At 61.0% G+C, this 25,291-nt stretch carries 22 protein-coding genes and 3 pseudogenes; 10 read left to right on the forward strand and 15 right to left on the reverse strand.

The genetic code is table 11. The features are described 5' to 3' along the window. The 3 genes and pseudogenes from AC3WRR_RS32785 to AC3WRR_RS32795 form a co-directional block, all read right to left on the reverse strand. Nucleotides 1–256, reverse strand: a 256-nt coding sequence (locus AC3WRR_RS32785; protein ID WP_492299213.1) for a tyrosine-type recombinase/integrase, incomplete at its 3' end; no start/stop codon positions are given. Nucleotides 257–287: 31 nt separating this feature from the next. Then, nucleotides 288–569 (reverse strand): tyrosine-type recombinase/integrase, encoded by a 282-nt coding sequence (locus AC3WRR_RS32790; RefSeq protein WP_492299262.1) that lies wholly within the window; start codon nucleotides 567–569, stop codon nucleotides 288–290. Beyond that, nucleotides 570–935, reverse strand: a pseudogene (locus AC3WRR_RS32795) (transposase); the annotation flags it as partial. It lies immediately after the preceding gene. A gap of 2 nt (nucleotides 936–937) precedes the next feature. Between AC3WRR_RS32795 and AC3WRR_RS32800 the strand changes: the two are divergent. Further along, nucleotides 938–1,267 (forward strand): annotated as a pseudogene (locus tag AC3WRR_RS32800) (transposase); the annotation flags it as partial. A gap of 582 nt (nucleotides 1,268–1,849) precedes the next feature. On the opposite strand, the gene AC3WRR_RS32805 reads toward AC3WRR_RS32800, so the two are convergent. Further along, nucleotides 1,850–2,749 (reverse strand): substrate-binding domain-containing protein, encoded by a 900-nt coding sequence (locus AC3WRR_RS32805; RefSeq protein ID WP_492299215.1) that lies wholly within the window; start codon nucleotides 2,747–2,749, stop codon nucleotides 1,850–1,852. A 99-nt stretch (nucleotides 2,750–2,848) separates the two neighbouring features. Next, nucleotides 2,849–3,541, reverse strand: coding sequence for a 4-carboxy-4-hydroxy-2-oxoadipate aldolase/oxaloacetate decarboxylase (locus AC3WRR_RS32810; RefSeq protein WP_492299264.1), 693 nt, complete (start codon nucleotides 3,539–3,541; stop codon nucleotides 2,849–2,851). A gap of 310 nt (nucleotides 3,542–3,851) precedes the next feature. On the opposite strand from AC3WRR_RS32810, the gene AC3WRR_RS32815 reads away from it, so the two are divergent. Then, a complete protein-coding gene (locus AC3WRR_RS32815) occupies nucleotides 3,852–4,685 on the forward strand; it encodes an IclR family transcriptional regulator (RefSeq protein WP_492299217.1) in 834 nt (277 codons plus the stop codon). A gap of 74 nt (nucleotides 4,686–4,759) precedes the next feature. Here AC3WRR_RS32815 and AC3WRR_RS32820 read toward each other — a convergent pair whose 3' ends face one another. The 5 genes from AC3WRR_RS32820 to AC3WRR_RS32840 form a co-directional block, all read right to left on the reverse strand. Continuing rightward, a complete protein-coding gene (locus AC3WRR_RS32820; RefSeq protein WP_492299218.1) occupies nucleotides 4,760–5,743 on the reverse strand; it encodes a Bug family tripartite tricarboxylate transporter substrate binding protein in 984 nt (327 codons plus the stop codon). A 183-nt stretch (nucleotides 5,744–5,926) separates the two neighbouring features. Beyond that, a complete protein-coding gene (locus AC3WRR_RS32825; protein WP_492299220.1) occupies nucleotides 5,927–6,793 on the reverse strand; it encodes an amidohydrolase family protein in 867 nt (288 codons plus the stop codon). Nucleotides 6,794–6,810: 17 nt separating this feature from the next. After that, nucleotides 6,811–7,209 carry a RidA family protein gene (locus AC3WRR_RS32830; RefSeq protein ID WP_492299222.1) on the reverse strand — a complete coding sequence of 133 codons (399 nt, stop codon included), beginning with the start codon at nucleotides 7,207–7,209 and terminating at the stop codon, nucleotides 6,811–6,813. Between the two features lie 17 nt (nucleotides 7,210–7,226). Next, nucleotides 7,227–8,030, reverse strand: a complete 804-nt coding sequence (hpaH, locus tag AC3WRR_RS32835; protein ID WP_492299224.1) for a 2-oxo-hept-4-ene-1,7-dioate hydratase — start codon at nucleotides 8,028–8,030, stop codon at nucleotides 7,227–7,229. A gap of 5 nt (nucleotides 8,031–8,035) precedes the next feature. Next, the gene (locus AC3WRR_RS32840) at nucleotides 8,036–8,896 is read right to left on the reverse strand and encodes a fumarylacetoacetate hydrolase family protein (protein WP_492299226.1); all 861 of its coding nucleotides are present in this window, start codon (nucleotides 8,894–8,896) and stop codon (nucleotides 8,036–8,038) included. Between the two features lie 532 nt (nucleotides 8,897–9,428). On the opposite strand from AC3WRR_RS32840, the gene hpaI reads away from it, so the two are divergent. Then, nucleotides 9,429–10,235 (forward strand): 4-hydroxy-2-oxoheptanedioate aldolase, encoded by an 807-nt coding sequence (hpaI, locus tag AC3WRR_RS32845; protein WP_492299228.1) that lies wholly within the window; start codon nucleotides 9,429–9,431, stop codon nucleotides 10,233–10,235. Between the two features lie 128 nt (nucleotides 10,236–10,363). Here hpaI and AC3WRR_RS32850 read toward each other — a convergent pair whose 3' ends face one another. After that, nucleotides 10,364–11,224, reverse strand: a complete 861-nt coding sequence (locus tag AC3WRR_RS32850; protein WP_492299230.1) for an amidohydrolase family protein — start codon at nucleotides 11,222–11,224, stop codon at nucleotides 10,364–10,366. 20 nt (nucleotides 11,225–11,244) lie between these two features. After that, nucleotides 11,245–12,270 carry an amidohydrolase family protein gene (locus tag AC3WRR_RS32855; RefSeq protein ID WP_492299231.1) on the reverse strand — a complete coding sequence of 342 codons (1,026 nt, stop codon included), beginning with the start codon at nucleotides 12,268–12,270 and terminating at the stop codon, nucleotides 11,245–11,247. Between the two features lie 211 nt (nucleotides 12,271–12,481). Between AC3WRR_RS32855 and AC3WRR_RS32860 the strand changes: the two genes are divergently transcribed. The 6 genes from AC3WRR_RS32860 to AC3WRR_RS32885 all read left to right on the forward strand — a co-directional run bounded on the left by AC3WRR_RS32860 (nucleotide 12,482) and on the right by AC3WRR_RS32885 (nucleotide 20,548). Continuing rightward, the gene (locus tag AC3WRR_RS32860) at nucleotides 12,482–13,486 is read left to right on the forward strand and encodes a LysR substrate-binding domain-containing protein (protein ID WP_492299233.1); all 1,005 of its coding nucleotides are present in this window, start codon (nucleotides 12,482–12,484) and stop codon (nucleotides 13,484–13,486) included. A 176-nt stretch (nucleotides 13,487–13,662) separates the two neighbouring features. Further along, nucleotides 13,663–14,811: a porin gene (locus tag AC3WRR_RS32865; RefSeq protein WP_492299235.1), complete on the forward strand. Its 1,149-nt coding sequence runs from the start codon at nucleotides 13,663–13,665 to the stop codon at nucleotides 14,809–14,811. Between the two features lie 24 nt (nucleotides 14,812–14,835). Next, the gene (locus AC3WRR_RS32870; protein ID WP_492299237.1) at nucleotides 14,836–16,362 is read left to right on the forward strand and encodes an aldehyde dehydrogenase (NADP(+)); all 1,527 of its coding nucleotides are present in this window, start codon (nucleotides 14,836–14,838) and stop codon (nucleotides 16,360–16,362) included. 94 nt (nucleotides 16,363–16,456) lie between these two features. After that, entirely contained in the window at nucleotides 16,457–17,743 is a 1,287-nt protein-coding gene (locus AC3WRR_RS32875) for an MFS transporter (RefSeq protein ID WP_492299239.1), read from the forward strand. Between the two features lie 513 nt (nucleotides 17,744–18,256). Then, nucleotides 18,257–18,799, forward strand: a complete 543-nt coding sequence (locus AC3WRR_RS32880; protein ID WP_492299241.1) for a zinc-dependent alcohol dehydrogenase family protein — start codon at nucleotides 18,257–18,259, stop codon at nucleotides 18,797–18,799. Nucleotides 18,800–19,279: 480 nt separating this feature from the next. Further along, a complete protein-coding gene (locus AC3WRR_RS32885; RefSeq protein WP_276098122.1) occupies nucleotides 19,280–20,548 on the forward strand; it encodes an IS256 family transposase in 1,269 nt (422 codons plus the stop codon). 892 nt (nucleotides 20,549–21,440) lie between these two features. On the opposite strand, the gene tnpC is transcribed toward AC3WRR_RS32885, so the two are convergent. From tnpC to tnpA, 3 genes are all read right to left on the reverse strand, one after another. Then, nucleotides 21,441–22,973, reverse strand: a complete 1,533-nt coding sequence (gene tnpC / locus AC3WRR_RS32890; protein ID WP_492299243.1) for an IS66 family transposase — start codon at nucleotides 22,971–22,973, stop codon at nucleotides 21,441–21,443. A gap of 67 nt (nucleotides 22,974–23,040) precedes the next feature. Beyond that, complete coding sequence (gene tnpB / locus AC3WRR_RS32895; protein WP_435385528.1) at nucleotides 23,041–23,376, reverse strand: IS66 family insertion sequence element accessory protein TnpB; 336 nt, start codon at nucleotides 23,374–23,376, stop codon at nucleotides 23,041–23,043. After that, nucleotides 23,373–23,759, reverse strand: a complete 387-nt coding sequence (tnpA, locus tag AC3WRR_RS32900; RefSeq protein WP_492299246.1) for an IS66-like element accessory protein TnpA — start codon at nucleotides 23,757–23,759, stop codon at nucleotides 23,373–23,375. The genes tnpB and tnpA overlap by 4 nt, the downstream gene beginning before the upstream one ends. An 81-nt stretch (nucleotides 23,760–23,840) precedes the next feature. On the opposite strand from tnpA, the pseudogene AC3WRR_RS32905 reads away from it, so the two are divergent. Beyond that, nucleotides 23,841–24,542, forward strand: a pseudogene (locus AC3WRR_RS32905) (alpha/beta hydrolase family protein); the annotation flags it as partial. Between the last annotated feature and the right edge of the window lie 749 nt (nucleotides 24,543–25,291).

Consider the following 25,291-nt stretch of genomic DNA (forward strand, 5'->3'; position numbering starts at 1 on the left):
CAGGGGGGGCGGGCGGGATGGGCTCGGGACGCGGCAGCAGATCGAAGGGACTGGCGGTGGCGCACACGGTGCTGGTCGCCAGTTTTAAGTACCGTGCCGTCGCCGAAAGGCTGCGATGGCCCATCAGTAGCTGGATCCTGCGCACGTCGGTGCCGGCCTCGAGCAGGTGGGTCGCGAAGGCGTGCCGCAGCGAATGCGGTGTAACGGGTTTCCTGATGCCGCTGCGCCGACGCGCGACGTCACAGGCCAGTGCCATCGCCGATCGGGTGATGGGGTGCCCGGGAATGTCACCGGGAAACAGCCCACTCGCGGGGGTGAGCCTCGTGCCAGTACCGTCGCAGGATCTCGAGTAGCCGCGGGGAAAGCATCACGTAGCGGTCCTTCCTGGATTTGCCCTGGTGCACGCGGATCACCATGCGCTGGCTGTCGATATCGGTGACCTGCAGATGGACGACTTCTGACACGCGCAGGCCAGCCGCATACGCGGTCATCAGGATGGTGCGCTGCTTGAGACTGGGGACCGACTCGAAGAAACGGGTAACTTCCTCCGCGCTCAGGATGACCGGCAGCCATCGGAAGCTGACTTCGTCACCGTCAAAGGCGGCTAGCCGGTGGTTGGAGATCGCGACCCGGTGGGTATAGCGGCCCATATAGTCGAGTACCTGCCGGGCGCCACCGAACGGCGGTTTTTCATAGACGACCCAGTCGGCCTGCGCAGTGGGCTCCAGCCATGCGGCGAATGCTTCGGCGTCAGCGAGCGGCGCGTGCTGGCCGTAGAAACGCAGTGCATCGGTGTTAAAGGCGCGTCGAAGCTGGTCGAGGAACAGCCGCCGGAACAGGCGTGAAAGCACTCGCACGGGCAGGAAAACGCCAGGGCGACAGGCGATCCAGCGCTCGCCGTCGGCGGCAAGGCCACCGCCCGGCACCACACAGTGGGAAAGACTACAAACACGCCGCCGCAACAAAGACCATGACCCTCGCGGCCCATGAGTTCATCCGCCGCTTCCTGTTGCATATTCTGCCCAGCGGCTTCAAGCACATCCGCAGTTACGGCCTGCTCGCCAATCGTTGCCGGGCCGCCAAACTGGCTACCTGCCGCCGCCTGCTAGGCGTGACGATGCCCGCTGCCGAAGCACCCGTGGTAACCGAAGACTACCGCGACCGTTACCAGCGACTCACCGGCAAGTCGCTTCGCGATTGCCCGGCCTGTGGCAGGGGCCACATGGTCTGCACCTTCCTGCCCGGCGCACTGCCGCGTCCACCACCATGCACATATCCCGTCACTGATCCGCATTGGCATGATCACCGACCACGTTTCCATTCACTCCTGCTGGCAACGCGCTCGAGCTTGTGCCACCAAATCTCTCCCGCGTGCAAAGGTATCCGGAAGCGGCCCAATTCATCCTGCCATGTCGACCCTTTCACCCCTGTCGCACGATAGCCATCGTCACTCCATCGCAGTCCGGTGCCCGGCTTACGTGTGTGGAGCGCGCCGGATCACCGCAGCGACGATTCAACGCCCATAGACGCACCCCGCCTGCGGAGCGGTTCAGCACAAACGGTTTTTTGATGACCGGTCGCGGGCTGACCTCGCCGGGTCCCGCTCACACGCCTGCGGCCGCGACCGCTAATCAAAAACCCTCTGCTCTGTGCAGAGGTTTACATAGCGACCCTTCTCAGACGTTGGGTCGATGCCGGGATCAAGGGCCGTACAGTACTCCTTAACGACCTTTAAGCCTCATCGGCGCCCGCATGTGCTTGCTAGTGCGCTCGATTACGTAGGTCTCTGCGGCGCGAGAAGCCGATGGCAATACTCGGCCGCGATTTTGGCGACCTCTTCTTATGGAACTCAGTTCAAAGCTCGCGTCACGTCATCGAAGAGTTCATCCACGCTCAGGCGTCGCGGAATGATCTTCTGCTCGTACGACCATTGAATCGCCAACTCCAGGCCCTTGCGATTGGCTTCCATTCCGAGCGGGGGCAGGGTGGCCTGCACCGATGCAGGCGCCAGCGCGCGGCTCTCCTTGAACATGCGATACAGTTCGCGGACCACGTTGGGGTGCTGGCGCGACACATCCTCGTGCACGACAAACATATGGTTGATCGGCACCACGCCTTCGCGCTCGTACCAGTCCCTCGCAGCCGTGTCCGCATCGGGAATGAGACGTCGCACGTTCGGATCAGCGGGCCAGTCCTTGCGGCTCAGGATGGCTGCATCAAGTTCGCCAGCCAGCAGCATGTCGGCAATCTTCGACCCTGGGGGCAAGCGCTGGCAATTGGGCGGGTCTTGGTACTCCGCCAGATGCGAATCTTCCAGCGTCATCCACGTAACCTTGTCCAAGTCGAGCCCATACTCGTGCTGCAGGATCCCTCGTACCCACAAGCCCGTAGTCTGCGTATACATCCGCACCCCGACCTTACGCCCGGCCAGATCAGCAGGACTAAGTTCCCCGAATGCCGAGTTATAGCCGATGCAGTGATGCTGGAAGTTGCCGATGAGTGGTACGGGCAATACTACCCATGGCTTGCCATAGGCTTTCGCCTGCAGCAGCGTATTGATCGCCAGTTCCCCGCCCTGATAAGCTTGCTCGCGCAACATCGGTTTGAAGCCATCATGTGCGACTTTGGGGCCGCAGAAGTCCAGCTCGACGAGTTCTGAACGAACACGCTCATCATTCATTGCCGCATTTGCAGGATTGGGCCCGAGATTTACTTTCAATGTCAGCGGCTGCCTGGTCGTCGTGTTCATTGATTATTCCTTTTCAAGCGATTTGGGCGGCCAGCGTCGTACAGATGGAGGCGGCCGCGGTGTCGTTGATGTCAATCCACATCGTGCGGACTAGATTCTTCACAGATCTTCAATCCAGTCCACATAGCGCAGCCCGGCCGCTTCCAGGACTGGGCGCATGCCCATGGTATCCAGCGAGATTGCACCGTTGAGATAGCGGGCTCGGGCGTGTTCTTCTTTCTCCATCCGCTGGCGGGCCAAGTCCGCCACGCGATTGGCATCCTCAAGCGGCACCACGACAACACCGTCGTCGTCCGCTACGATCACGTCACCCGCCTGTACCTGCGCTCCGGCGCAGACCACCGGAAGGTTGACATTGCCGAGGGTAGCCTTGACCGTTCCGCGTGCGGAGATGGCGCGCGACCAAACTGGAAATTGCATCGCTCGCAACGTCGCGATATCGCGGGCGCCCGCGTCGACCACAGCACCGCGCACCCCGCGCGCTTTCAATGCCGCGCATAGTAGGTCGCCAATCATTCCATCGGTGTTTTCGGTCATACAGCCCACCACCAGCATGTCTCCCGGCTGGCACAGCTCCACGGCAACGTGAAGCATCCAGTTGTCGCCCGGCGCTGCCAGTACCGTGATCGCGCTGCCCGCTGCGGAGGCCCCTTGATAAATGGGACGCATGTAGGGGTTCATCAGTCCGGTGCGGCCCATGGCTTCATGAACCGTCGCGACACCGGCAGTGGCCAGTGCATTGATGACGTCTTGGGAAGCCCGGCGGATATTACGAACCGCGATTGTCTTCATCATGGTAATTCCTTGTTTGCTGTGCCGATGCCCGTGTCGACGATACGCCACAAAGGTTCGACCGAGGCCACGGCTGGAGTTCCGGCTACCCCGCAGCCCGGAGAACGATTGGGGATAGGGTAATTCTCTTAGGCTCACGAAACGCTTACCATCCGTGGTCACCGAAAAAGTCCGGCTGCTGGACATTTGCACCGTTCAGGCACGGGAATTTGAGAAAATAGGCCCAACATCCATCGTCCGCTGGTCGATGCAGAGGCGCGAAAGCAGCTTAGAAAGTTCGACCTTGGAACCAGACATGCCAAAACCGCCCATGAAGGATTCCCACGCCGCCGAAGAAGATCGCAATAGCTCACGAGACGATGACGCTGGCAATATTCGTGCGATTAGTAGGGCACTCAATATACTTCGCATTCTGGCGTTGGGCGGCGAGCACGGAATGCGCATCACCGACATCGTTTCGCACGCCGAGCTGAGCAGACCTACCACGCATCGGATACTGCAGACCTTGGTCGCGGAAGGCGCTGCGGAACAGGTTCCCGCCACGCGCCGCTACAGACTCGGCTACGAAATCGGTTTGCTCGGGCTAAGCCGTCCGGCGCAGTTCCCTGTTCGCGCAGCGGCGGAACCGCACATTGAGTCGCTAGCTGACGAATTGGGCGACACGGCGTTTCTTTCCATCCGCTCCGGCCTGGACTCCATCGGCATTGTGCGCAAGACGGGCACGTATCCGATCAAGGTGCTGGCCATTGACGTTGGTGCACGACGTCCTCTAGGCGTCGGCGTGGCAGGCGTCATGTTGCTCGCGACGCTGCCTGCGGAGGAATCCGAGGAGATCTGTACGGTGAATGCTGGCAGGTTGCCAGCGGAGGGGCCATCGATCGACGTTATTCGCAGCCGGGTCAGTGCTGCGCGAGTCAACGGATTTGCGTACTCGGAAGTCGGCGTGCTGCAGGGGACGCGGGCCGTAGCCGTACCCGTCATCGACGCCAAAGGGAAGGTCATTGCCGCCCTGGCGGTGGCCGCCATGGCCAACCGCCTGCTTGAAGCCGATCTGCCCCGTGTGATCGACATCATGCACCGCAAGGCGGCGCTTATCACGAAGCGCCTCGCGGAAATGGAACGCGCGCGTCGGTCCGATCAGTAGTCCTCACGGCTGCGCGACAATATCGCTCGCTGAGCAAGCAGGGATTCGGTACCGCCGTGCGGGAGACGGCGGCACTAGTCGGGCTTATGCGTGTAGTTGGCCTGCTTGAGAAGCTTCTTCCAGCGCTCGACTTCGCCGCTGATAAAGGACGTCATCTCCATTGGCGACGTTGCCGTTGCCAGGTCAATACCTTGATTTTTCAGCGTTGACTGGACCGCAGAGTCCTTCAGCGCATTGACGAGACTACGATTCAGCCTCTCTACGATAGGCTGAGGCATGCCCTTCGGGCCCATGATTCCAAACCATGATGCTGACTGGAGTCTTGGGAAGCTGGCCTCCGCAGTCGTCGGAACATCAGGGAACATTGACCATCGCTTGGTTCCGGTGGTCGCCAGAACGCGAAGCTTTCCATCCATCACGTAGCTTTTTATCGCCTGCCCTTCGAAGATCATGTCCACGTGGCCGGCGGCCAAGTCAGTCACAGCAGGCGCCGTACCTTTATACGGAACGTGAACAATATCGATGCCGGCCATGACCTTGAGCATTTCGCCTAGCAAATGCGACCCGCTTCCGGGACCTGCGCTCGCAAAATTGATTTGCCCTGGATTGCGTTTCGCGTAATCAATGAGTTCCCTTACGCTCTTGACTGGAAGTGACGAGCGGACTGCGAGTGCGAGGGGACCGAACGCCGCTACACCAACGGGAGTGAAGTCGCGGATGGGGTCGTACGGAAGCTTCGGATCCAGAGCCGGTGCCACACCGTGAGAGTTCGAGTTGGCCAGTATTAGTGTGTATCCATCGGGGGCCGCTTGGCGAGCGGCATCTATGCCGATGCGCCCCGTGGCTCCGGGCTTGTTTTCAACCAGCACCGGCTGACCTAGGTCCTTGCGCATGCCTTCCGCCAGTGCGCGCGCCGCGGTGTCTGTCGCGCCTCCTGACGGCCATGGAACAATCAGCTTGATCGGCTTGGACGGGTAGGTTTGCGACATGCTGACCGACGGCGCCAACAGATAGCCGGTTACGGTTACCGCGGTCAGAAATTTGAATAGGCGGTTCATTAAAGTCTCCTTATCCTGTTCTAATAATGATCCCCGTGTAGCTGGGTAACAGGAGAGTCCGGGTGCATCACACGTCCTCTATACGCGTCTCGTCTGGGTTGCGCACCTCTGTTCGGGGCTCTCGGCGCCCATCCGGCTACGTAGGGATATTCCACTCATAATGCGAATCTGTCGACGTCCCGGTCAGAACTGAAACAGCTTCGCAGGATTGTCAACCAGAACCCGCTGAAACGTGGCATCGTCTGGCACATACCGGTACAACAGTTCCAGAAATTCCGCATCATTGGGCGGTTGTACTGGCGATACGGGATGAGGCCAGTCGGTGCCCCAGATACATCGGTCAGGTGCGGCTTCCACGAGCTTATGCGCGATCTTGACCGCATCGTCCCATGGGCGCCCGGTCTTTGAGATCTTTTCGCCAAGCGTCAGCATGACCCACGTATTGCCTTCGGCAAGCATATCGAGGACGCACTTGAGCGATGGATCGGCATCACCCGCCTCCGGGTTGGGCCGGCCCATATGGTCGATGATGACAGGCATATCCAGGTGGCGGAACGGAGCGATCGTTCCCGTGATTCCCGTCATCTCGGGCTGGACTTTGACGTACCAACCCAGCTCCTTTGCGCGAGCCAATGCTCGCTCGATGTCCTTCGCATCTAGCGAAGGACCGAGGCCGCCACGCGAAAAGCGTACGCCCCGCACGCCTGCGTCATGGAGCTTGGCGATATACGTATCATCGCGCTCTTTCAGCACAATCGCATTGGCACAGCCCCGGTAGCCGGGTCCTGCCATGGCAAGGCCGTCGAGCACTACCTGGTGGTCGGCCCCGTATGTGGTTGCCTGAACGATCACGCCTCGCCTGAAGCCGAGGACCGAGTGCATGTGCAGGGCACGCTCGATCGTGGCGTTGGGCATTTCGTAAGCGGATCCCGGAACCACCGGATAGCGCTCCGCTGGGCCGAACACATGGAACTGGCTATCCCACGACAGCGGGGGCGGCATCTTCGAAGGCGTCCGCGGCGTAGGGTCAAATGGAAAGTATTGCTGCATGGTCTTGGGCTCCAGCTTCAGGCTTGGCTACGGCGAGGCAGCACGGCAGTCACGTCGCACTGCACGAGTGAGGGTCCTTCTGCGGTCAGCGGCAGCGCGTGACGGGCAGGGCGGTCGTCATGCTCGGGGAAGAGCTTGAGCCATTCGTCATTGACGGCCTGGCGCTGTGAGACATCGCGCAGCCAGACGGTCATCTTCACGATGTCGTCCGGCGATCCGCCCGCCGCTTCGACGATCGAGCGTACGAGGCCGAACATGTTTGCGCATTGGGTTTCAATGCTGGCAGGCATCTCACCTGTCACGGGATCGACCCCAAGGATGACCCCCGACATCAATAGCCCCTCGATCATGCATGCATTGGGAATCGGGTTCTTGTGCTTGAACCCCGGAAGATAGATGCTTTGGCGGCGTGCCATGGTGTATTTCTCCCTTGTCAAACGAAGCGGCACGAGATGGAACCGCAGGGACCGTAGTCCGCATGAATCACGTCGCCGGCAGCGATATCGATGGGCCGTGTAAATGAGCCAGCCAACACGATCTCGCCCGCAGCCAGGCTTTCACCGTATTTCGCGAGCCTGTTGGCCAGCCAGGCCACACCCAGCGCTGGATGCCCGAGCACGCCAGCGGCGACGCCCGTCTCGCTGATGCCGCCATTGCAGTACAGCAACGCGGAAATCCAGCGCAGGTCGAAGTCGTGTACACGGAATGGCCTGGCTCCTAGCACCAGTGCGGCGTTGGCGGCGTTGTCGGCAATCGTGTCCATTACCTTGCGACCGAGCTTGCTGACCGGATCGACACGATGCAGACGCGCATCGAGGATTTCCAGAGCCGGTACGACGTATCGCGTCGCGTCAAGCACATCGAGCAAGGAGCAGTCCGGTCCCGACAGAGGCTTGTCAAGGATGAACGCCAGCTCGACTTCGATTCGCGGCTGTCGGAATCGAGATATCTCGATCACAGCGCCGTCGTGCTCGACCATGTCGTCAAGCAGGACGCCGTAGTCCGGCTCATCGATGCCCACGGCGTCCTGCATCGCCTTGGACGTCAAGCCGATCTTGTGTCCGACAACCTTCCGGCCCTTTCCGCGCTTGATGCGCATCCACTCGCGCTGGATGGCATACGCATCGTCGATGCTGAGGTTCGGGTGTGCATGCGAGAAGATTCCGATGGGATCGCGGGTCCGTTCGGCTTCCTCGAGAGACTGCGCCAGGCCATGGATGAGTTCTTGATCGAGCATGGCGGTCACTCCTCGTCCGCAACGCCGTTGCGCAGCTTGCCAATGCTCGGCGACTCGACCTCTACCACATCGCCCGGCTTCAGGTATTGGGCCGGATCCAGCCGCCAGCCGGTGCCAGTGGGCGTGCCCGTCAGAATCAGGTCACCGGGCTGCAAGGTGGCAAAGGTGCTGAGGTAGCTAATTACTTGGTCGAACGGAAACATCATGCGGGCAGTGCTGTCTTCCTGGCGTAGCTCGCCGTTCACCACCGTGCGGATCGTATGTTCGGCGCGCGGATCGCACTCGTCCGCGGTTACGATCCACGGACCGATGCTGCCCGAAGCGTCGAAGTTCTTACCCTGAGTAACGTTGAATTTCCCATGCCTCAGCCAGTCACGCACCGAGCCTTCGTTCGCGAGCGTCATGCCGATGATGTGCTCATGGGCCCGCTCGCGCGGAATATGACGACCGCCCTTGCCGATCACCAGCACGAGTTCGCCTTCGTAATCGAGTTCCTGTGATACGCGCGGGCGGATCAGCGACTCACCATCGCCAACGAAAGAGCGAACGTTGCGTACAAACAGACTCGGATAGCGAGGCAGCGCGGAATTATCCTCGTATTCCTCATTGCGCTCCTTGTAGTTCACGCCAATGCACCAAATTTTTTCCGGCGCCGTGAGGGGCGGAAGCAGCAGCACGCTGTCCAGCGCAATGCGCGCTGCGTCAGCGGATGCGACCTTGTCCTTGACGACCTCCAACGCATTCGGCAGGGAAAATAGTCCGTCTAGCGTTGCGATATCACGCAGTTCGACGATGCCATCGTCGAGCAGGACGCCGATGCGCGGCTGGGTATCGCCAGCGCGCGAGGTGAAGCGAAGCAGTTTCATAGTCGTTATCTGTCGATGAAGTGGGGGCCATCTCTGACGAGCAGGGGCCGCATTGCAAAAGAGAGCGGTTAGCCCGCAGTCGGCTTGTCATCGCGCATAGCACATATTGGCTAACGGGACGACGCGCCGGTTAGGGCGCGCTGTTGTGTGCGGTCAGTTCGCACGCGCTACGATGCTGCCGTCGAGCTCGCTACACTGTTGCTTGCGTCGGGCTTGCATGAAGTCATAATCGTCGCTCGACGAAGAAGCGGCAACGACGAAGCCGCGACAAATTCCGTCCTATGGACATTTCGCTGTTGGCGCGGAAGCAGCATGGGAAGCGATTATCGGACCGTGGCCGATCTCGCTTGCCGTTGCCTGTGGCGAAATTCGACTGCAATTCCGCTGTCCGGACGTTTCATGGAGGTCGCGTCCACTTCGGCCATGCTGGCCGGTCCGTGAGCTGTCCCGGCTCGCCATAATGGAACGGTCGTGTCCGGTCGTCGGCAAAGCGGTTGGGGCGGCATTCACCAGAAACTTTCTTTGGATCGACATGGATCTTCCAACCAACACTTTCAAGCTAGCGCTGTCCCGGGAAACCCCGCAGTTCGGCCTCTGGGCCGCGTTCGCCGATGCGTATGTGACCGAGGCCCTCGCCGCGACAGGATTCGACTGGCTGCTCATCGACAACGAGCATGCGCCCAACGATTTGCGCAGCACACTTGCGCAACTGCAGGCCGTGGCTCCTTATCGCTCCCATCCCGTGGTTCGTCCGGTGCGTAGTGACACTGCCATCATCAAGCAAATGCTGGATGTCGGTGTCCAGACGTTACTCCTTCCAATGATTGACACGGTCGAGCAGGCGCGCGAAGCGGTGGCGGCAACGCGCTATCCGCCCCAGGGCATTCGGGGTGTAGGTAGCGCGCTCGCCAGGGCGTCGCGTTGGAACCACGTTTCCGGCTACCTGCAGAGCGCGGCCGACGAGATTTGTGTACTCGTCCAGGTTGAAACCGTTAAGGGCCTGGAGAACCTGGCTGCCATCGCTGCGGTGGATGGCGTTGATGGCGTCTTCTTCGGGCCTGCGGACCTGAGTGCGTCGATGGGAATGCTGGGCAAGCCGGGTGCGGCCCAGGTTCGCTCCGCGATCCGCGATGGCATCGAAGCGGTACGACGGGCAGGCAAGGCGGCTGGCGTGCTTGCCCCGGACGAGGCGTACGCGCGGGAATACCTTCAGGCCGGCGCCACCTTCGTTGCTGTCGGCACGGATGTCAGCCTGATGTGCGGCGCGGCCCAACGGCTGCTCGCGACGTACAAGGGTCCCGCTGGCGGGAACAAGGAAGCCCCGCGGGGCGCCTACTGAACGGGAGGGGAGCACTATCCGCTCCCTTTGATTCTCCGCCGCCCTTTATCCCGCGCGGCTTATTCGCGTTCGCAATGTGAATAGCCGTGCCAGAGGCACGGCAAAAATCGCGTTGCCGGAACTGCTGTTCAGCTCAGCCCGGGATAGAGGCGTTGCGCCGTCCTGCCGAAAATCCAGGCGCGGTCCTCGTCATTCAAGCACGCCAAGCCCGCTTGCGCAGTGACGAGGATTTCCGCCAGCGTGCCGCTCGAAGCCGGGAAATTGGAGCCCCATGCCAGGCGCTGCGCTCCGAAGGCAGCCACCAGACGCGGGAAGAATGTCTCGGGGCTGGCCTTGCCCGTCTTGACGTCCTCGAACGTACGTGGCGTCAATTTGAGATGGACATTGGGAAACTCCGCCATTTCGAAGAGGCTGGTGGCGTTGGCATACGGAGGACCATCGAGCAGGTCGGGACGGGCGAGATGGTCGAGAATGATGTCGACGGTAGGAAACCTCTTCGCCAGCCTGGACACCTGAGGAAGACCGATGGAACCAGTCTGTATGCACATTGGCAAGCCGAGTTCGGCCAGAATTTCCCATGCCCTGAACGACCTCGGCTCGTCCAGCTCGCTGGGGTCGATCGCCTTGGTGGAGCCGCCGGTGAAGACGCGCAGCCCAGCTAGGCCCATTTCGACCCATTGCCGGATGTCAGCGTCGACGTTGTCATCGAGCATGTCGACGGAACCCACGGCGACCAGGCGACCAGGATATTGTTTGCAACCGTCAATGACGTAGCTGTTGTCGAAGCCGTAAGTGGTCGACGAATGGACGACAGCCGCCTTGGCAACGCCCGCCTCATCCATGGCGGCGATCAGCGATTCGACGGTGTTTGGCCGCTCTTGCGACCAGTCGGATCGTTTTCCGTACAACGGAGCGGGCGGATATCGATTCTCGTCGTCCGAGATGATGTGGGGATGAATGTCGATGATTTGGGGAGGCGCTTGAGTCATTGAGATATTGTCTCCATTACTTATTTGCCACATGCTTTAAGACGCGCATCAAGCCGGGGGTAGACGCGACGAGCATTGCCTTCGAAGATCTTGAAGCGGTCTTCGTCGCTGAGTGCCGCGCAACCATCGATGTAGCGTTTGGTGTCGTCGAAGTAGTGCCCGGTGGAAGGATCCTTGCCGCGCACGGCGCCGATCATCTCGGAGCCGAAGAGCACGTTGTCGCTCGGGATCACCTTGGTCAGCAATTCGACGCCCGGCTGGTGATAGACGCACGTGTCGAAGAAGATGTTGTCCAGCAGCCCTTCGAGCGGTCGCTCGTTCATTTCCAGTGACATGCCCCGGTAGCGTCCCCAGTGGTACGGCACCGCGCCGCCGCCATGCGGAATGACAATGCGCAGCGTCGGGAAGTCCTTGAACAGGTCGCCTTGCAGGAGTTGCATGAAGACCGAGGTGTCGGCGTTCAGGTAGTGGGCGCCCGTGCCATGCGTGCAGGGGTTGCACGAGGCTGCCACGTGGATCATGGCCGGCACGTCAAGATCGACCAGGGCTTCGTAAAGCGGATACCAGGAGCGATCGGTCATTGGCTTGCCGGTCCAGTAGCCGCCCGACGGGTCGGGATTAAGGTTGCAGCCCACGAAGCCCAGTTGTTCCACGCAGCGGCGCAGTTCCGGAACACAGTTCGCGGGTTCGGCTTTCGGCGACTGCGGCAGTTGGCAGACCGGTGCAAAGTTGTCTGGGTACATCTCCGTGACGCGGTATACCAGGTCGTTCGAGATTTCGGCCCATTCGATGCTGGTGCGTTCGTTGCCGAGGTGGTGGCTCATCAGACCAGCGATTGGCGAGAACAGCGTGAGATCGCTGCCGCGCTCGCGCTGGAGCCGCAACTGGCCGTTGCCCACGCCTTCTCGGATCTCGTCGTCGGTAACGTGCGCTGCCGAGCGCGGCGGTGCGTTGATTGGATCGCTAGCGTGATCGACCTGCTTCGCGCGCCACGCGCGGAAGGATTGGGTGACGGTCGTGAAGTGGCCGTGACAATCAATAATCATGATCTGGTTCCTTGAAGTCAGAGGGCGGCAGGGTCAACATCGTTCGTAGACAAGCAGGGTGGAATAGTCTTGCTTCGAGAGTCCCGCCAGCCGCCCGCAGGACAGTTCGATCCTATGTGGGTGGCGGAATCTTGCTCGGATCGCGTTCGATGGTCCATGGAGTAAAATTCACGTGACTTGACCAAACGCTCAAGTGGAGAGGAGACAAGCTGTGTCTGGGCCCGACTGGTATCTGCAGATCAATCTGAGGGCAAGGCAGTTGCGCCTGCTGGTGACGCTGGACACGTACCGCAACCTGACCCAGGCGGCCGACGTCACCCATGTAACCTTATCGGCGGTATCCAAGTCGCTGGCGGAGCTTGAGCGAGGACTTGGATTCACGCTTTTCTCGCGTACGGTCCAGGGCTTGGTGCCTACACCCCATGGCGAGTGCCTGATCCGCCATGCGAGAACGGTGTTGTCGACCCTGCAGCAGGCTAGGGACGAATTAAAGGCGCTGAGCGCCGGTACCGAAGGCAAAGTGCGCATCGGGATGCTGCCCGCTTCGGCCTCCGTCCTGCTTCCCAAGGCCTTGCTGCTTCTGAAGCGGCGGTCGGCGGGTACCAACGCGACCGTGATCGAGGGCACCACTGCATCGCTATTGCCCGAACTATGGCAAGGCCGACTCGACATGATCGTTGGTCGCCTGCCGCCGCCGGATATGCTGGGCGGCTTTGAGGGAAAGGAACTGCTGGACGAACCGGTGATGCTGGTGACAGGTCCCCATCATCCCCTGGCGCGCAAGAAGTCGCTGGATTGGTCGGACCTGTGCACCTACCCGTGGATACTGCCGCCGCTCGGCTCCATGCTGCGAGACCCCCTTGAGCGGGCGCTCGAAGCCCACGACGTGCCCCTCACCGACAACTACATCGAGACACTGTCAATCCCCGTTGCGCGCGCGTACCTGCAGGAGTCGGATTTCATTGCGGTGATGGCAGGTACCCATGCCAGCGATACGACGCAGCCCCTTCATGTATTGCCTCTGTCGCTGCCGCGGCTGCTACGCCCGGCCGGAATACTCTGGAACCGCGACAGGGGCTTGACGCCGAGTGCGCAGATCGTGGCTTCTTGCCTGGAAGAGGTTGCGGCAGGCCTGCAGGAAGACCTCGACTCCCGCTCGGAAGGGGTATCCCGTCCGGCAACAGGCAAGCGTCGCCACACTACGCCCGCGTCCTGATGACGGCGCCGGCTCAACTGTTTGGTCAAGCAAGGCTCCTTTTTTCTCCATAGACGCTGCAGCGGCGTGCCTGCAATATCCGCCTGCCATCACTCGACAACCAAATGAAGACGGCCCTGCTCATACGGACAGCGGCAGTCCCTAGATCACGATGGCGAGATATTGGAGACATATCAATGAAACAACGCTTGGCATCGGCTGCGATCGCTGCCTGCGCGGCGCTGTGGACCAGTGCACCTGCGTGGGCTCAGGACGAAAGCGCGGGTTCGGGAGGCGCGGGCTCGGGAGGCATCAGTTCCGTCAACCTCTACGGCTCTCTCGATATGGGCTTGGAGTATGTCAATAACGTGGCCTCAACCAGCGGGCCCCACAGCATCCTTCGCATGAGCGCGGGGACCTTGACGAGTTCTGTCTTCGGACTCCGCGGTACCGAGAACCTGGGAAAGGGTCTGAGAGCCGTCTGGAACCTGGAGGGTGGCTTTTCGGCGGATACGGGAGTCAGTAGTCATGGCGGTCGTTTGTTTGGTCGGCAGGCCTACGTCGGCCTCGCAGGAGACTTCGGTCAACTGACATTTGGCCGGCAATTTACCATGCGGTACTTTGCGACGACGCCCACTAATCTGTTCGGTGTCGGATCGCATGGTCTGCCCACGTTAGACAACGGTTTTTCCAATCCCCGCGCCGATAATTCCATTAGCTACCGCGTCAAGTTCGGGGGGCTCGAGACTGGGGTGAACTATAGCTTTGGCCGGGATGGCGTCAATTCCAATAGCGTGGTTGGCACTAACTGTCCGGGCGAAACCTCGCCTGCGAAGCAATGCAGGGAATGGTCGGCGCTCCTCAAGTACGACGGCGGTAGCTGGGGCGTGTCCAGTTCCTACGAACGCCAGTTTGGCGGCACTGCGACAACATTCGGCGGGCTTACTTCTCCTGACTTGACGGATACCCGGCTGACTTTGGGCGGCTATTTCGTGATCGCCGGCAACAAGCTGACTGCCGGGTGGATCAAGCGCACCAACGAGGGTATCGCAACGCCGAAAAGCAATTTGTATTGGCTGATGGGCTCGATGCCCGTGAGCAATGCCTTCACTGTCGATGCCATGGTGGCGCAAATCAGGTACGAGGATTCGCCCAACAAGGCGACGGCGTTTGCATTGCGTGGCATCTACTCGCTGTCCAAGCGTACAGCAGTCTATGTTACCGCGGACCATATCCATAACAGCGGAGCACTGGCTCTCTCGGCGACCGCGGCTACGCCCGCCGTCCCCCCGCCGCGTGGCAGCTCGCAACTGTCCGTCATTACGGGTATCAGGCATCACTTCTGAATCGCAACCACACTGGAGTCTTCGTTGAGCGTCGTCCCCACTTTCTTCCCACATGGCCGGCACTTTGTCGCAGGCGCGCGGGTTGTGACACAAGAGCAGTTCCGTTCCGCGCCGGCCTATGGGCCCGCACATGCGTTCTCGGTGGGCACGCTAGCACTCGTCGACGAGGCCTGCCGCGCGGCCGAGGAGGCATTCTGGTCCTTTGGCTACAGCAATCGCGAGGAGCGGGCCGTGCTGCTCGACACCATCGCAGAGGAGATCGAGGCGCGCGCCGCCGCCATCACTGAGATCGGAACCCTGGAAACTGGTCTTCCCGCTGCCCGTCTCATTGGCGAGCGCGGCCGCACCGTGACCCAGCTCCGGCTGTTCGCGAGCCATATACGCCGCGGCGACTATCTAGATCGTCGTCATGACCCTGCACTACCCGGGCGCCAGCCCCAGCCTCGGCCGGAACTGCGACTCTCCCAGCGGCCGGTTGGCCCGGTGGCAGTGTTCGGCGCCTCGAATTTTCCCCTGGCGTTTTCCGTGGCGGGAGGCGATACCGCCTCGGCCCTTGCCGCCGGATGTCCGGTCGTGGTCAAGGGGCACGCTGCCCATCCCGGCACGTCCGAGATCGTCGCCGAGGCGATGCTCGCCGCCATCGAACGCTGCGGCATGCATCCCGGCGTCTTTTCCCTCATCCAGGGAGAACGGCGCGACGTGGGTGAAGCGCTGGTCCAGCATTCACTGGTCCGAGCAGTCGGTTTTACCGGCTCGCTTGCCGGCGGCCGCGCGCTCTTTGACCTTTGCGCGGGGCGGCCGGAACCGATTCCGTTCTTCGGCGAACTGGGCTCAGTAAACCCGATGTTCCTGCTTCCGGCTGCACTCGCCTCGCGGGGCACGGCAATCGGCGCGGACTGGGTAACGTCGCTCACGATGGGCGCCGGCCAGTTCTGCACCAATCCTGGCATTGCGATCGTTATGAGTGGGCCGGATGTCGACGCTTTTGCTGAAGCAGCACGATCGGCCCTGAGCACCACCCCGCCGCAGACCATGCTGACGGATGGGATCGCGGCTGCTTATCGCGCGGGACGTGATCGGATTGCCGGTGCAGATGGTGTGCAACCCCTGTTCACCTCCGACTGTGAGCAGCGCAATGCCGCGCCTCAGCTATTCCGGGTCGCTGCCAGGGATTGGCTACGCCAGCACGCACTTGCCGAGGAAGTGTTTGGGCCGCTCGGCCTGATCGTGGCTGCGGACGGGCCCGCGGAAATGGATGCGGTCGCCAGGTCCCTCGGGGGCCAACTGACTGTGACCCTTCACATGGATGATGCAGACGCCGAAGCGGCGCTTGGTCTGCTGCCCATCTTGGAGCGCAAAGCCGGTCGCGTGATAGTCAACAGCTTCCCTACTGGAGTGGAGGTCTGCGATGCCATGGTGCATGGCGGACCTTACCCTGCCTCGACCAACTTTGGCGCGACCTCGGTGGGCACGTTATCGATTCGCCGATGGCTACGCCCGATCTGTTACCAGGGCTTTCCCGAGCGTCTGTTGCCCAAGGATGCCCTGTAGGTGTACCAGGAAGGATAGTGGTTTTGAACTGGCTTGTTTGAGACAGAAGGCCCCCCTAGACAAGCCAGCGCGATGTAGTGAGTCAGGAAACACAATGCATACGAAGTTAGAATTAAAGGAAAAAGGGTTCTCCAGCTGGGCGCTGCCGGCCGAAAGCGCGTGGCCAGTTCTGTTGCTGCTTACGGTAGGGTGGATGATCGCGTTCATCGATCGGACCAGCATGTCTTCCGCGCTCGCCGACAAGGCCTTCGTGCAGGAATTCGCGTTGACTCACGTCGAGAGGGGCTGGCTGGGCTCAGCGGTCTTCTGGTCCTATGCCGTCATGCAACTGCCGATGGGATGGGTCGTGGATCGCTTTGGCGTGAAATGGCCTTACACGATCTGCTTTACTTTATGGTGCATCGCCGCTGCGGCCACCGGCATGGTCGGTTCCCTGTCGGCGCTGATTGTCATGCGCTTACTAATCGGCGTAACGGAGGCCGTGGTGCTTCCGGCAAGCTATCGCTACATCGCGAACCACTTTAACGAATCGCGAAAGGGTTTCGCAACCGGCGTTTTCGCGCTTGGGGGCAAGATGGGGCCGGCGATTGGCGCAGCGGTCGCCGCTTGGCTGATCGTTGCGTATTCCTGGAAGGCAATGTTCATTGTGACAGGTACCGTCGGCCTGCTGTGGCTCCTACCGTGGCTGATGATGGTTGAGAATGACTTCCCCTCGAAGGAACAACTGAAGGCAGCAAAGCGTCGGGCATCCGCTGTGCCACTCCGGAACCTGCTGGTAAGCCCGGTCGTCTGGGGCGGTCTGATCATGACGTTCTGCTACAGCTATTTTGTGTTCTATTCCGCGACATGGATGCCGGCATACCTGGTCGAGCAGCGCGGGCTTTCGCTCATGGCATCGGGGTTGTACACGTTCGCCAGCTTCCTTTGTGTCGCGTGCGTGGCCGTCGCCGCAGGATGGGCCGCTGATCGCATCATCGCCCGCGGTTTTGATGCGGTGAAAGTGCGAAAGGCTTTTGTCGTGGCAGGATCGCTGGGCGGCATGACCATCGTGCTCGGCGCGTACGCCAGTTCCCAGCAGATGGCACTCTTCTGGAACGTCGCCTCTCTGTCGCTTGCCGGACTCGGCACGGCCAATAACCTGACTTTGTCGAAGTTGACTCTAATTCCGAAGGAAGCAGTAGGCTTGAACACCGGACTGCTGACCGTTGCCACGAGTCTTGCGGGGGGCGTATCGGCCAGCCTGTCCGGGTGGCTGCTGCAAGTGGGCGGCAGCTACATGTTGCCGATGACGGCGGTTTGCGCATTTATGCTGATTGGTGCGGTAGGTGCGCTGGTACTGATGCGTCGGGAATGGGCGCCGAAAGTCAGAGAAGCGTCGTGACGGCAAGTAGCCATTGTGCAGGATCGTCTCGGCATGCCACGTAGTCGGCGCGTGACGCATCTCGAGGCGCGACTTCTCCTCAATGCGGCAGCGATTTCCTTTTTTTTTTGCAACCCTCCCGGCGTGAGCGGCTTGACCGAAAAAAGCGTGTCGATCCAAACACGCCATGTCGATTTTTTATGATCAATCGTCGGCAGGATATAGACCAAAGTCCTTTCAGACCTAAGCCCACGAGCGAGGCTCGTGACGTGAGTTCATTTTCGCCGGGTGACCGTGTCATCAGTACCTTCCATCCCCGCTGGTTCGGCGGCCACATGCCATCGACGGCGCTGGCCGATTGCTATGGCAGCGGCAGCGACGGGTGGCTGGCCGAGTACAAGGTCGTCTCGCAGGAGGCCATTCTGCCGCTGCCGGCATACCTGACCGACGAGGAGGCGGCGACCTTCCCCTTCCGCCGCGGCCACGGCATGGAATGCACTGACCGGCTCGACGCCGGTGCGCCCAGGCGACACCGTGCTGACGCTCGGCTCCGGTGGCGTCTCCATCTTTGCGCTGCAGTTGGCGCTGGCACCGGGCGCCACGGTGATCGCGACGACCTCCAGTCCCGACAAGGAGCGGATGCTCCGTGAGCTGGGCGCGCACGACGTGATCAACTACCGGTCGGCCCCCGATTGGGGCCAGGCGGCCCGTGCCATGACCGGTGGGGGAGGTGTCGACCGCATCGTCGAGCTAGGAGGCCCCGGCACCATCGCGCATTCTCTTGACGCCGTGGCGAGGGGCGGCGAAATCGTCCTCGTGGGCTTTCTGACCGAGGAGAACCCCGGCATCGATTACTTCAGGCTGAAGGGAAGCGGCGCGACCATTCGCTCCATTGGCGTAGGCGATCGCGCAAATCTCGAGAGCCTGTCGAGGGCGCTGTCGGCAACGGAAATTCGCCCGACGGTCGATCGGGTGTTTGCCTTCGACGACGCACCGGGCGCGTTCCGGCGCCTGCAAAGCGGTGCGCATGTGGGCAAGATCGTCATTCGTATGGCGCATGGGTCGGCTGCTGTCTGATTCTGGATTGCCACCTGCGGTCCCAGCCAGGAAAGGCGTGCAACACCTCCTGCCAAAGACAAAGCCGCGCGGCATTGAGCCGGGCGGGTTGCAATGTGCGCCCAGCATGGGCGCACTCTTGTGGATGCAAGTCCCACCGTAAGTTGATCACAGCGAACGAAGCGAAGCGCAACTCCGTGAGGGCGACCGATCGTGGGGAGGAGGCGTGGAGCGGAGCTGCGAGCCGAGGGACACGAACCGGATAGAAGGCAGCGCCGACCAGGACGAACTGTCTGCGGGCGTTGCCAGGCGTCGTATGGGCGCTGTGTTGCGCTTCTATCGCTGGCTCATGACCGAGGCAGGCTTCAGGCCTGCGAACGCGCCATGGGTCGAATCTGACCGGCTCATCGAGTTCAGGGATCAGAAGGGCTTCAGCAGCGTGATCGGAGCCTGTCAGATTTTTAGTGTGCCGAGGTCATGAGACGATTACGGAAACGTCCAATGACCGACACGACAGTGAACAAGAAGAGCAAGAACCCGAAGGCACCGAAGCTGTTTCCCGATGAGCTGATCGATCAACTGCTGGCCCAGGTGCAGAGCAAGGATGCCGAGTCGATCCTGGGCGAATCGGGCTTGGCCGGCCAGCTCAAGAAGCAGTTGGCCGAGCGTATGCTCGCCGCCGAGTTGAGTCACCATCTGGATAACGAGGCCGAGCAAGGCAAGACCGGCAACCACCGTAACGGCACCAGCCCCAAGACGGTCCTGACGCCCAACGGCGAGCTGAATCTGGATATTCCGCGCGATCGGCAGGCGACGTTCGAGCCCCAATTGGTCGGCAAGTATCAACGCCGGCTGCCTGGCTTCGACGACCACGTCATCAGCATGTATGCGCGCGGCATGAGCGTGCGCGAGATTCAGGGCCATCTGCTGGAGCTGTACGGGCTGCAGGTATCGCCCGATCTGATTTCCACGGTCACCGACGAGGTGCTGGCTGACGTCGAGCAATGGCAGCAACGCCCGCTCGAGGCCATGTATCCGATCGTGTACTTTGACGCGCTACGACTGAAGATTCGCGACGAAGGCACGGTCAAGAACAAAGCGGTCTATCTGGCGCTGGGCATCCGCGCCGACGGCCGCAAGGAAGTGCTAGGTTTATGGATCGAGCAAACCGAAGGCGCCAAGTTCTGGCTGAAGGTCTTCAACGAACTGAAGAACCGCGGCTTGCACGACGTCCTGATTGCGGTGGTCGACGGCTTGCGCGGCTTCCCCGAGGCGATCGAGGCGGTTTATCCGGCCGCGCAAATCCAGACCTGCATCGTGCATCTGATTCGCAATTCGCTGAATCTGGCGAGCTGGAAGGACCGTAAGCCGTTGGCTGCCGCACTCAAGCCGATCTATCAGGCCGCCACGGCCGAGGCAGCGGCCGCAGCGCTCGACACCTTTGCGGGGAGCGAGTGGGGACGCAAATTCCCTACCGTCGCGGCCATGTGGCAGCGCCAATGGGAACAGGTGATTCCCTTCTTCGTCTATCCGCCTGAGGTGCGTCGAATCATTTATACGACAAACGCCATCGAGAGCATGCACATGCAGTTGCGCAAGATCGTCAAGAATCGCGGCCACTTCCCCAGCGACGAGGCCGCCAGCAAACTGCTGTATCTGGCCTTGCGCAACATCGAAAAGGATTGGAAGATGCCACCTATCACCTGGCGACAAGCAGTCAATCAGTTCGCCATTCTGTTTGGCGAGCGATTCACCTCCGCCATGAGCTGAGATTTTTTAACCGACCTCAGCACACAAAATTCCTGACACCTCCCGTGATCGCGGTCAAGACCACTGACCTGTCGATCAGCGGTCGGCGCGCCGAAGACCCGTGGGACGATCACATTCAGGACGGCGGCCGCCTGCGCCCACTGCCCTCGTCAGAGCAGTCGGTGCTGCTCGAGGTTTCCTTCCCAGCGCCCCGGCGGTCTACCAGAGTTACCTGGAGGCCTCGTCTCTGCACGAGCGCACACGAGACAATGCCAGCCCCCAGTACTATCACGTTGTCGATCATCTTCGTCACCTGCGTCTGCGTCGTATCTGCTACCTCGTCATAACCAGCGCATCTCCCCGCCGGACCTTGACAGATGTCATGTGTCGCCCATCTTGGGCATTCTTCCTGACTTGCTTAGCCTTCGAGCTACGGCAAAGATAGAGCTCTTACCGACGTTCGATGTTCAGCCGATGCAATTACCAAGCCGTCATCATAATGGCGCCCGTCTAGTACGACTCCCATCTCCGCCGATGAGGCTAGGACAATAAGCTTCTGTACCGAGGGCGAACTCACTAAGAGTTCCTCATAGAATGACCTAAGGAGCTTTTCATCATCGTGCGGCAAACGGCTATTGACGGCATTTCTTTTACCGGCCGTTATTGAAGGTTTTTGACTATTAAGGAACTTTGGCTGGGTCGAGAAATGCTGTCACCGAAAAATGACACAAAGGTGCTGACATGCTAGCCATGGGGTGAGGTTTAGCTAGCAAGGCCGTCCGCTGGCCGAACATATTGCTGCAGGTACTGGCTGAGTTGCCACCACTCTTGCGTCACCATTGAGTATTCATGCGGGATACCGGCCCATGTGTCGTAAGCGCGCGGTGATCCCGTCTTGACGACAGCGCCGCGGTCAGGACTGCGGGAGTTGCCAGTGATGAGGCAGAAGCTCCTCGAGGCGACTAGCGGGCTGCGTTGGCAGTCGTGCGAGAACGTCTTTGAGATAGGCGTAGGGATCGTGACCGTTTAGCCTGGCCGACTGAAGGAGGCTCATGGCAGCAGCAGCGCGACGGCCTGCCCGAAGCGATCCCGCAAAGAGCCAATTGCTCCGGCCGAGAGCAACCGGACGGATCTGGTTTTCGCACCAGTTGTTATCGATCGGGACTTGCGGATCCTCGAGGTACCGCGTCAGGGCAGTCCATCGCCGCAGACTGTAGTCCAACGCCTTGGCGATAGCGGATCCCTCGCTCACGCGAGCGCGTTGCCCGGTCATCCAGGCGTGGAGCGCATCGGCAATCGGCCGGGCGCGTTGTTGCCGGATTTCCAGCCGCAATTGTGCAGCAACCTGCTGCACTTCCCGCTCGATCTCGTATAGCTCACCTATGTACTGCAGAGCATCCTGTGCGATCTGGCTTTTGCTCGCCGCGTGGAGGTCGTAAAACTTACGTCTCGCGTGCGCCATGCAACCTAACTCGGTAATGCCCTGGGCGAACAGCGCCTTATAACCGGTGAAGTCGTCGCAGACGAGCTGGCCCTTCCAGTTGCCAAGGAAGTTCCTCGCATGCTCGCCCGCGCGACTGTCGGCGAAGTCGTACACCACTGCGCGCAGATCCTCGAAGGCCCCGGGGCAATACGTCCACAGGTAGGCGCGCTGCGTCTTGCCCTTACCAGGACTGAGCATGGCCACCGGCGTCTCGTCGGCATGCAACACACGATGCTGCAGAATCTGCTCCTTGAGCGCGTCCACCAGTGGCTGTAGTTGCACGCCGCACATGCCGACCCATTGCGCGAGCGTGGACCGAGGAATGGCCAAGCCTGCGCGCTCGAAGATGCGTTCCTGCCGATATAGCGGCAAGTGATCGTTGTATTTGGCTACCAGCACCTGCGCAAGCAATCCGGCGGTAGGGATTCCCTTGTCGATCACCTGGGCCGGTACCGGGGCCTGCATCAGCGTTTCGCACTGCGCGCACACCCATTTGCCGCGCACATGACGCTCGACAGTGAACACGCCGGGCGTATAGTCCAGCTTCTCGCTGACGTCTTCGCCAATGCGCTTGAGCTGACAGCCGCAACCACACGTGGTCGACGTCGGCTCATGGCGAACTTCGACTCGCGGCAGATTCGGCGGCAGCGGCGCACGGCGCGGTTTATTCGGCGGGGGCTCGTTCTTCGGTTTGCTGGCGAGCTGTTCGAGCTCGTGCTCGATGGCGATCAGGTCTGCGTCGATGGCTTCGTCAAGCAAGCTCTGTTGCTCGGTTGGAAGCTTCTCGCTACGGGCGGCGAACTTCCACCGTTTCAACACAGCCATCTCATGCGTGAGCTGGGCGATACGGGTATCTTTGAGGCGCAACTCACTATCCCGCGCCCGCACTTCTGACATCAAGTCCATGGCCAGCGCCCGCAGTTGGTCTGCGTTCATGCCCTGGAGTTGTGCGGTGTCGATCATGCCGGCCATTGTGCCGTGCCCGGCATTCCACGAACATTGGCACCCGCACCGATTGCAATCGCGGACGTTACACGACTCGGATCACTCCATCCTGACCGATGCGCTGCCATGGCAATCCAAGCACCAGGCCGGCCAATTGTTCGTGCGTCAGCGGGTATTGCTTTGGTTCGCCGGAACGCGGCCACGCGAACTGCCCTTGATTTAACCGGCGCGCTGCCAACCAGATGCCGATGCCGTCGTGAACCAGAACCTTCATACGGTTGGCCCGGCGATTGGCAAACAGGTAGGCATGGTGCGGATGCGCGGCGCCGAACACCGTGACCACCCGGGCCAGCGCCGTGTCGAACCCGGCCCGCATGTCCAGCGGATCGACGGCCAGCCAAACCTCGTCAATGCGGATCACGCCAGCCACTCGCGCAGCCACGCAACGCATTGCGCTGCTTCGGATGTCGGCCAACTTACTGTGATCGACTGGTCTAGGCGACGGACTTCGATGCGGATCTCGGTTGAGCGCAGGTTCCTCGTCTCAAGTGGCACCGGCACGAATGCCGGCATCGCTGCCGGCTGGACCGCCACGGCGCCACCGACGATCGGGGCCGGCACATTCCCTTCGGCCTGATCAACCCAGCGCCTGAGCAGGTTAGCGTTGAGCTTGTGATGCAACGCAATTGCTGCAATCGAAACACCTGGTCCCTGGCATGCAGCAACCACCTGAGCCTTGAATTCGCGGCTGTAGCGGCGGCGCCGACGTCGTCCGGCCGGAGCCTCTTGTTCGATAGTGTTCACGTGTCCACCTATTCGTTAAGCGGACACGATGCTCCCAAGACCTTCACCCCAATTCAAGACGGGTTGCCCGGACGCTTACGCCAAGGCGGATTCACGTCGCGCTATGTCGCCGCCGTCGCGCCGGAACTGGTGGCCTCGGTCACCACCATTGGCACGCCACACAATCAGGGCGTGGAGTTTGCCGACTTCGCGCTGGAAACGCTTGAAAAGGACCCCACCGGATTGTCGGAGCCACTGGTCATAGCCTTTCTGAACCTGTTTGGCTGGGCCAGCAGCAGCGATCACTCCACCAATGTCGACGCCCTGGCAGCCGTCCGCTCTTTCAGTACCGCCGGCGCCGCCAGGTTCAACCAGGCATTTCCCAGTGCCGGTGTCGGCAAGCCGGGCACCTGCGAGTCAGGCCAGCCGACCGAGACGATTGGCAACAACACCCAGTACCTCTATTCGTGGTCGGGGAGCGCGATTCAACCGACTTCCTTCCTGGGGGTGAAGGGAGCCACCAACACGAGCACCATGCCGCTGGACCTGGCCTATGTACTCGATCCGCTGACCGCAGTCATGCTCGGCACTGGCACCGTGGCAATCACACAGAAAGGCGTCGGAGCCAATGACGGCCTGGTATCCAGTTGCTCCGCCAAATTCGGGCAGGTCATCAGCGTCAACTTCCATTGAGACCATATTGACGAGATCAACCAGACACTGGGCATCCGGGGCGGCTATGCGGAAGATCCGCTGGCGGTGATGCGTACGCACGCCAATCGCCTGAAACTGCAGGGGCTCTGAACCATGCAACGTGCCGCCCATGCGAAGCGGACGCGCTGGGTGGCCGTCGCCGCAACGGCTTTCACGGCTGTTGCGGCGACGGCGGCCTGGCACTTCGGCAGTACGGCCTCCACGGCGCCCACACCGAGTCCACCACAGCACCAGACCCCGCCGGCATCCGTCTTGCAGGCCGCCGAGCCGGCCGGCAGCGGTGGCCCGGCGATGGACAAGCCGCCAGAGCTGGCGAGATCCCTTGCGCCACACTTGCCGGTGGATGCTCTTGGACGTCTGATAAGGCGCCGCGATGTCCGCGATTTTTTTGACTATTGCCTGATTGGGGTAGCTTCAGAATTCGGAAAGTAAAGCCCGATAGCCGCATCGCACAATCAATAGAATCAAAGACTTGCCGCTTACTGGTGACCGCCTATGAGACGCCATAATGTGGTGAAATCACGTCCTTATCCAGCAAGGCTTTGCAGTCCCAAGCGCGCCATGTTTCCCAATTTTGAAGTCTCCCCGATTACGGCTGGAGGCGGGCTGCTGGGGATGGCGACAGGGGAGCGTATTGCGCACCTGAACTACCTGGTGGAGCGAGGTGAGGCGGGTATGGGAAAGCGGCGCGGATCGCCGCTATTGGTATCGGCTGAGATGACTTGTTGCCTCTTCCACGGGGCCCCAAAAAACCTGGGGAGGCACACCAGGATACGGCAGGATATTGGCGTAGGCGCTCCCGAACTCCAGAAGAAACATCTCTGCAGCGGTCAAGACCC

This window comes from Cupriavidus sp. FW305-3-2-15-C-LB2, from assembly GCF_058787575.1.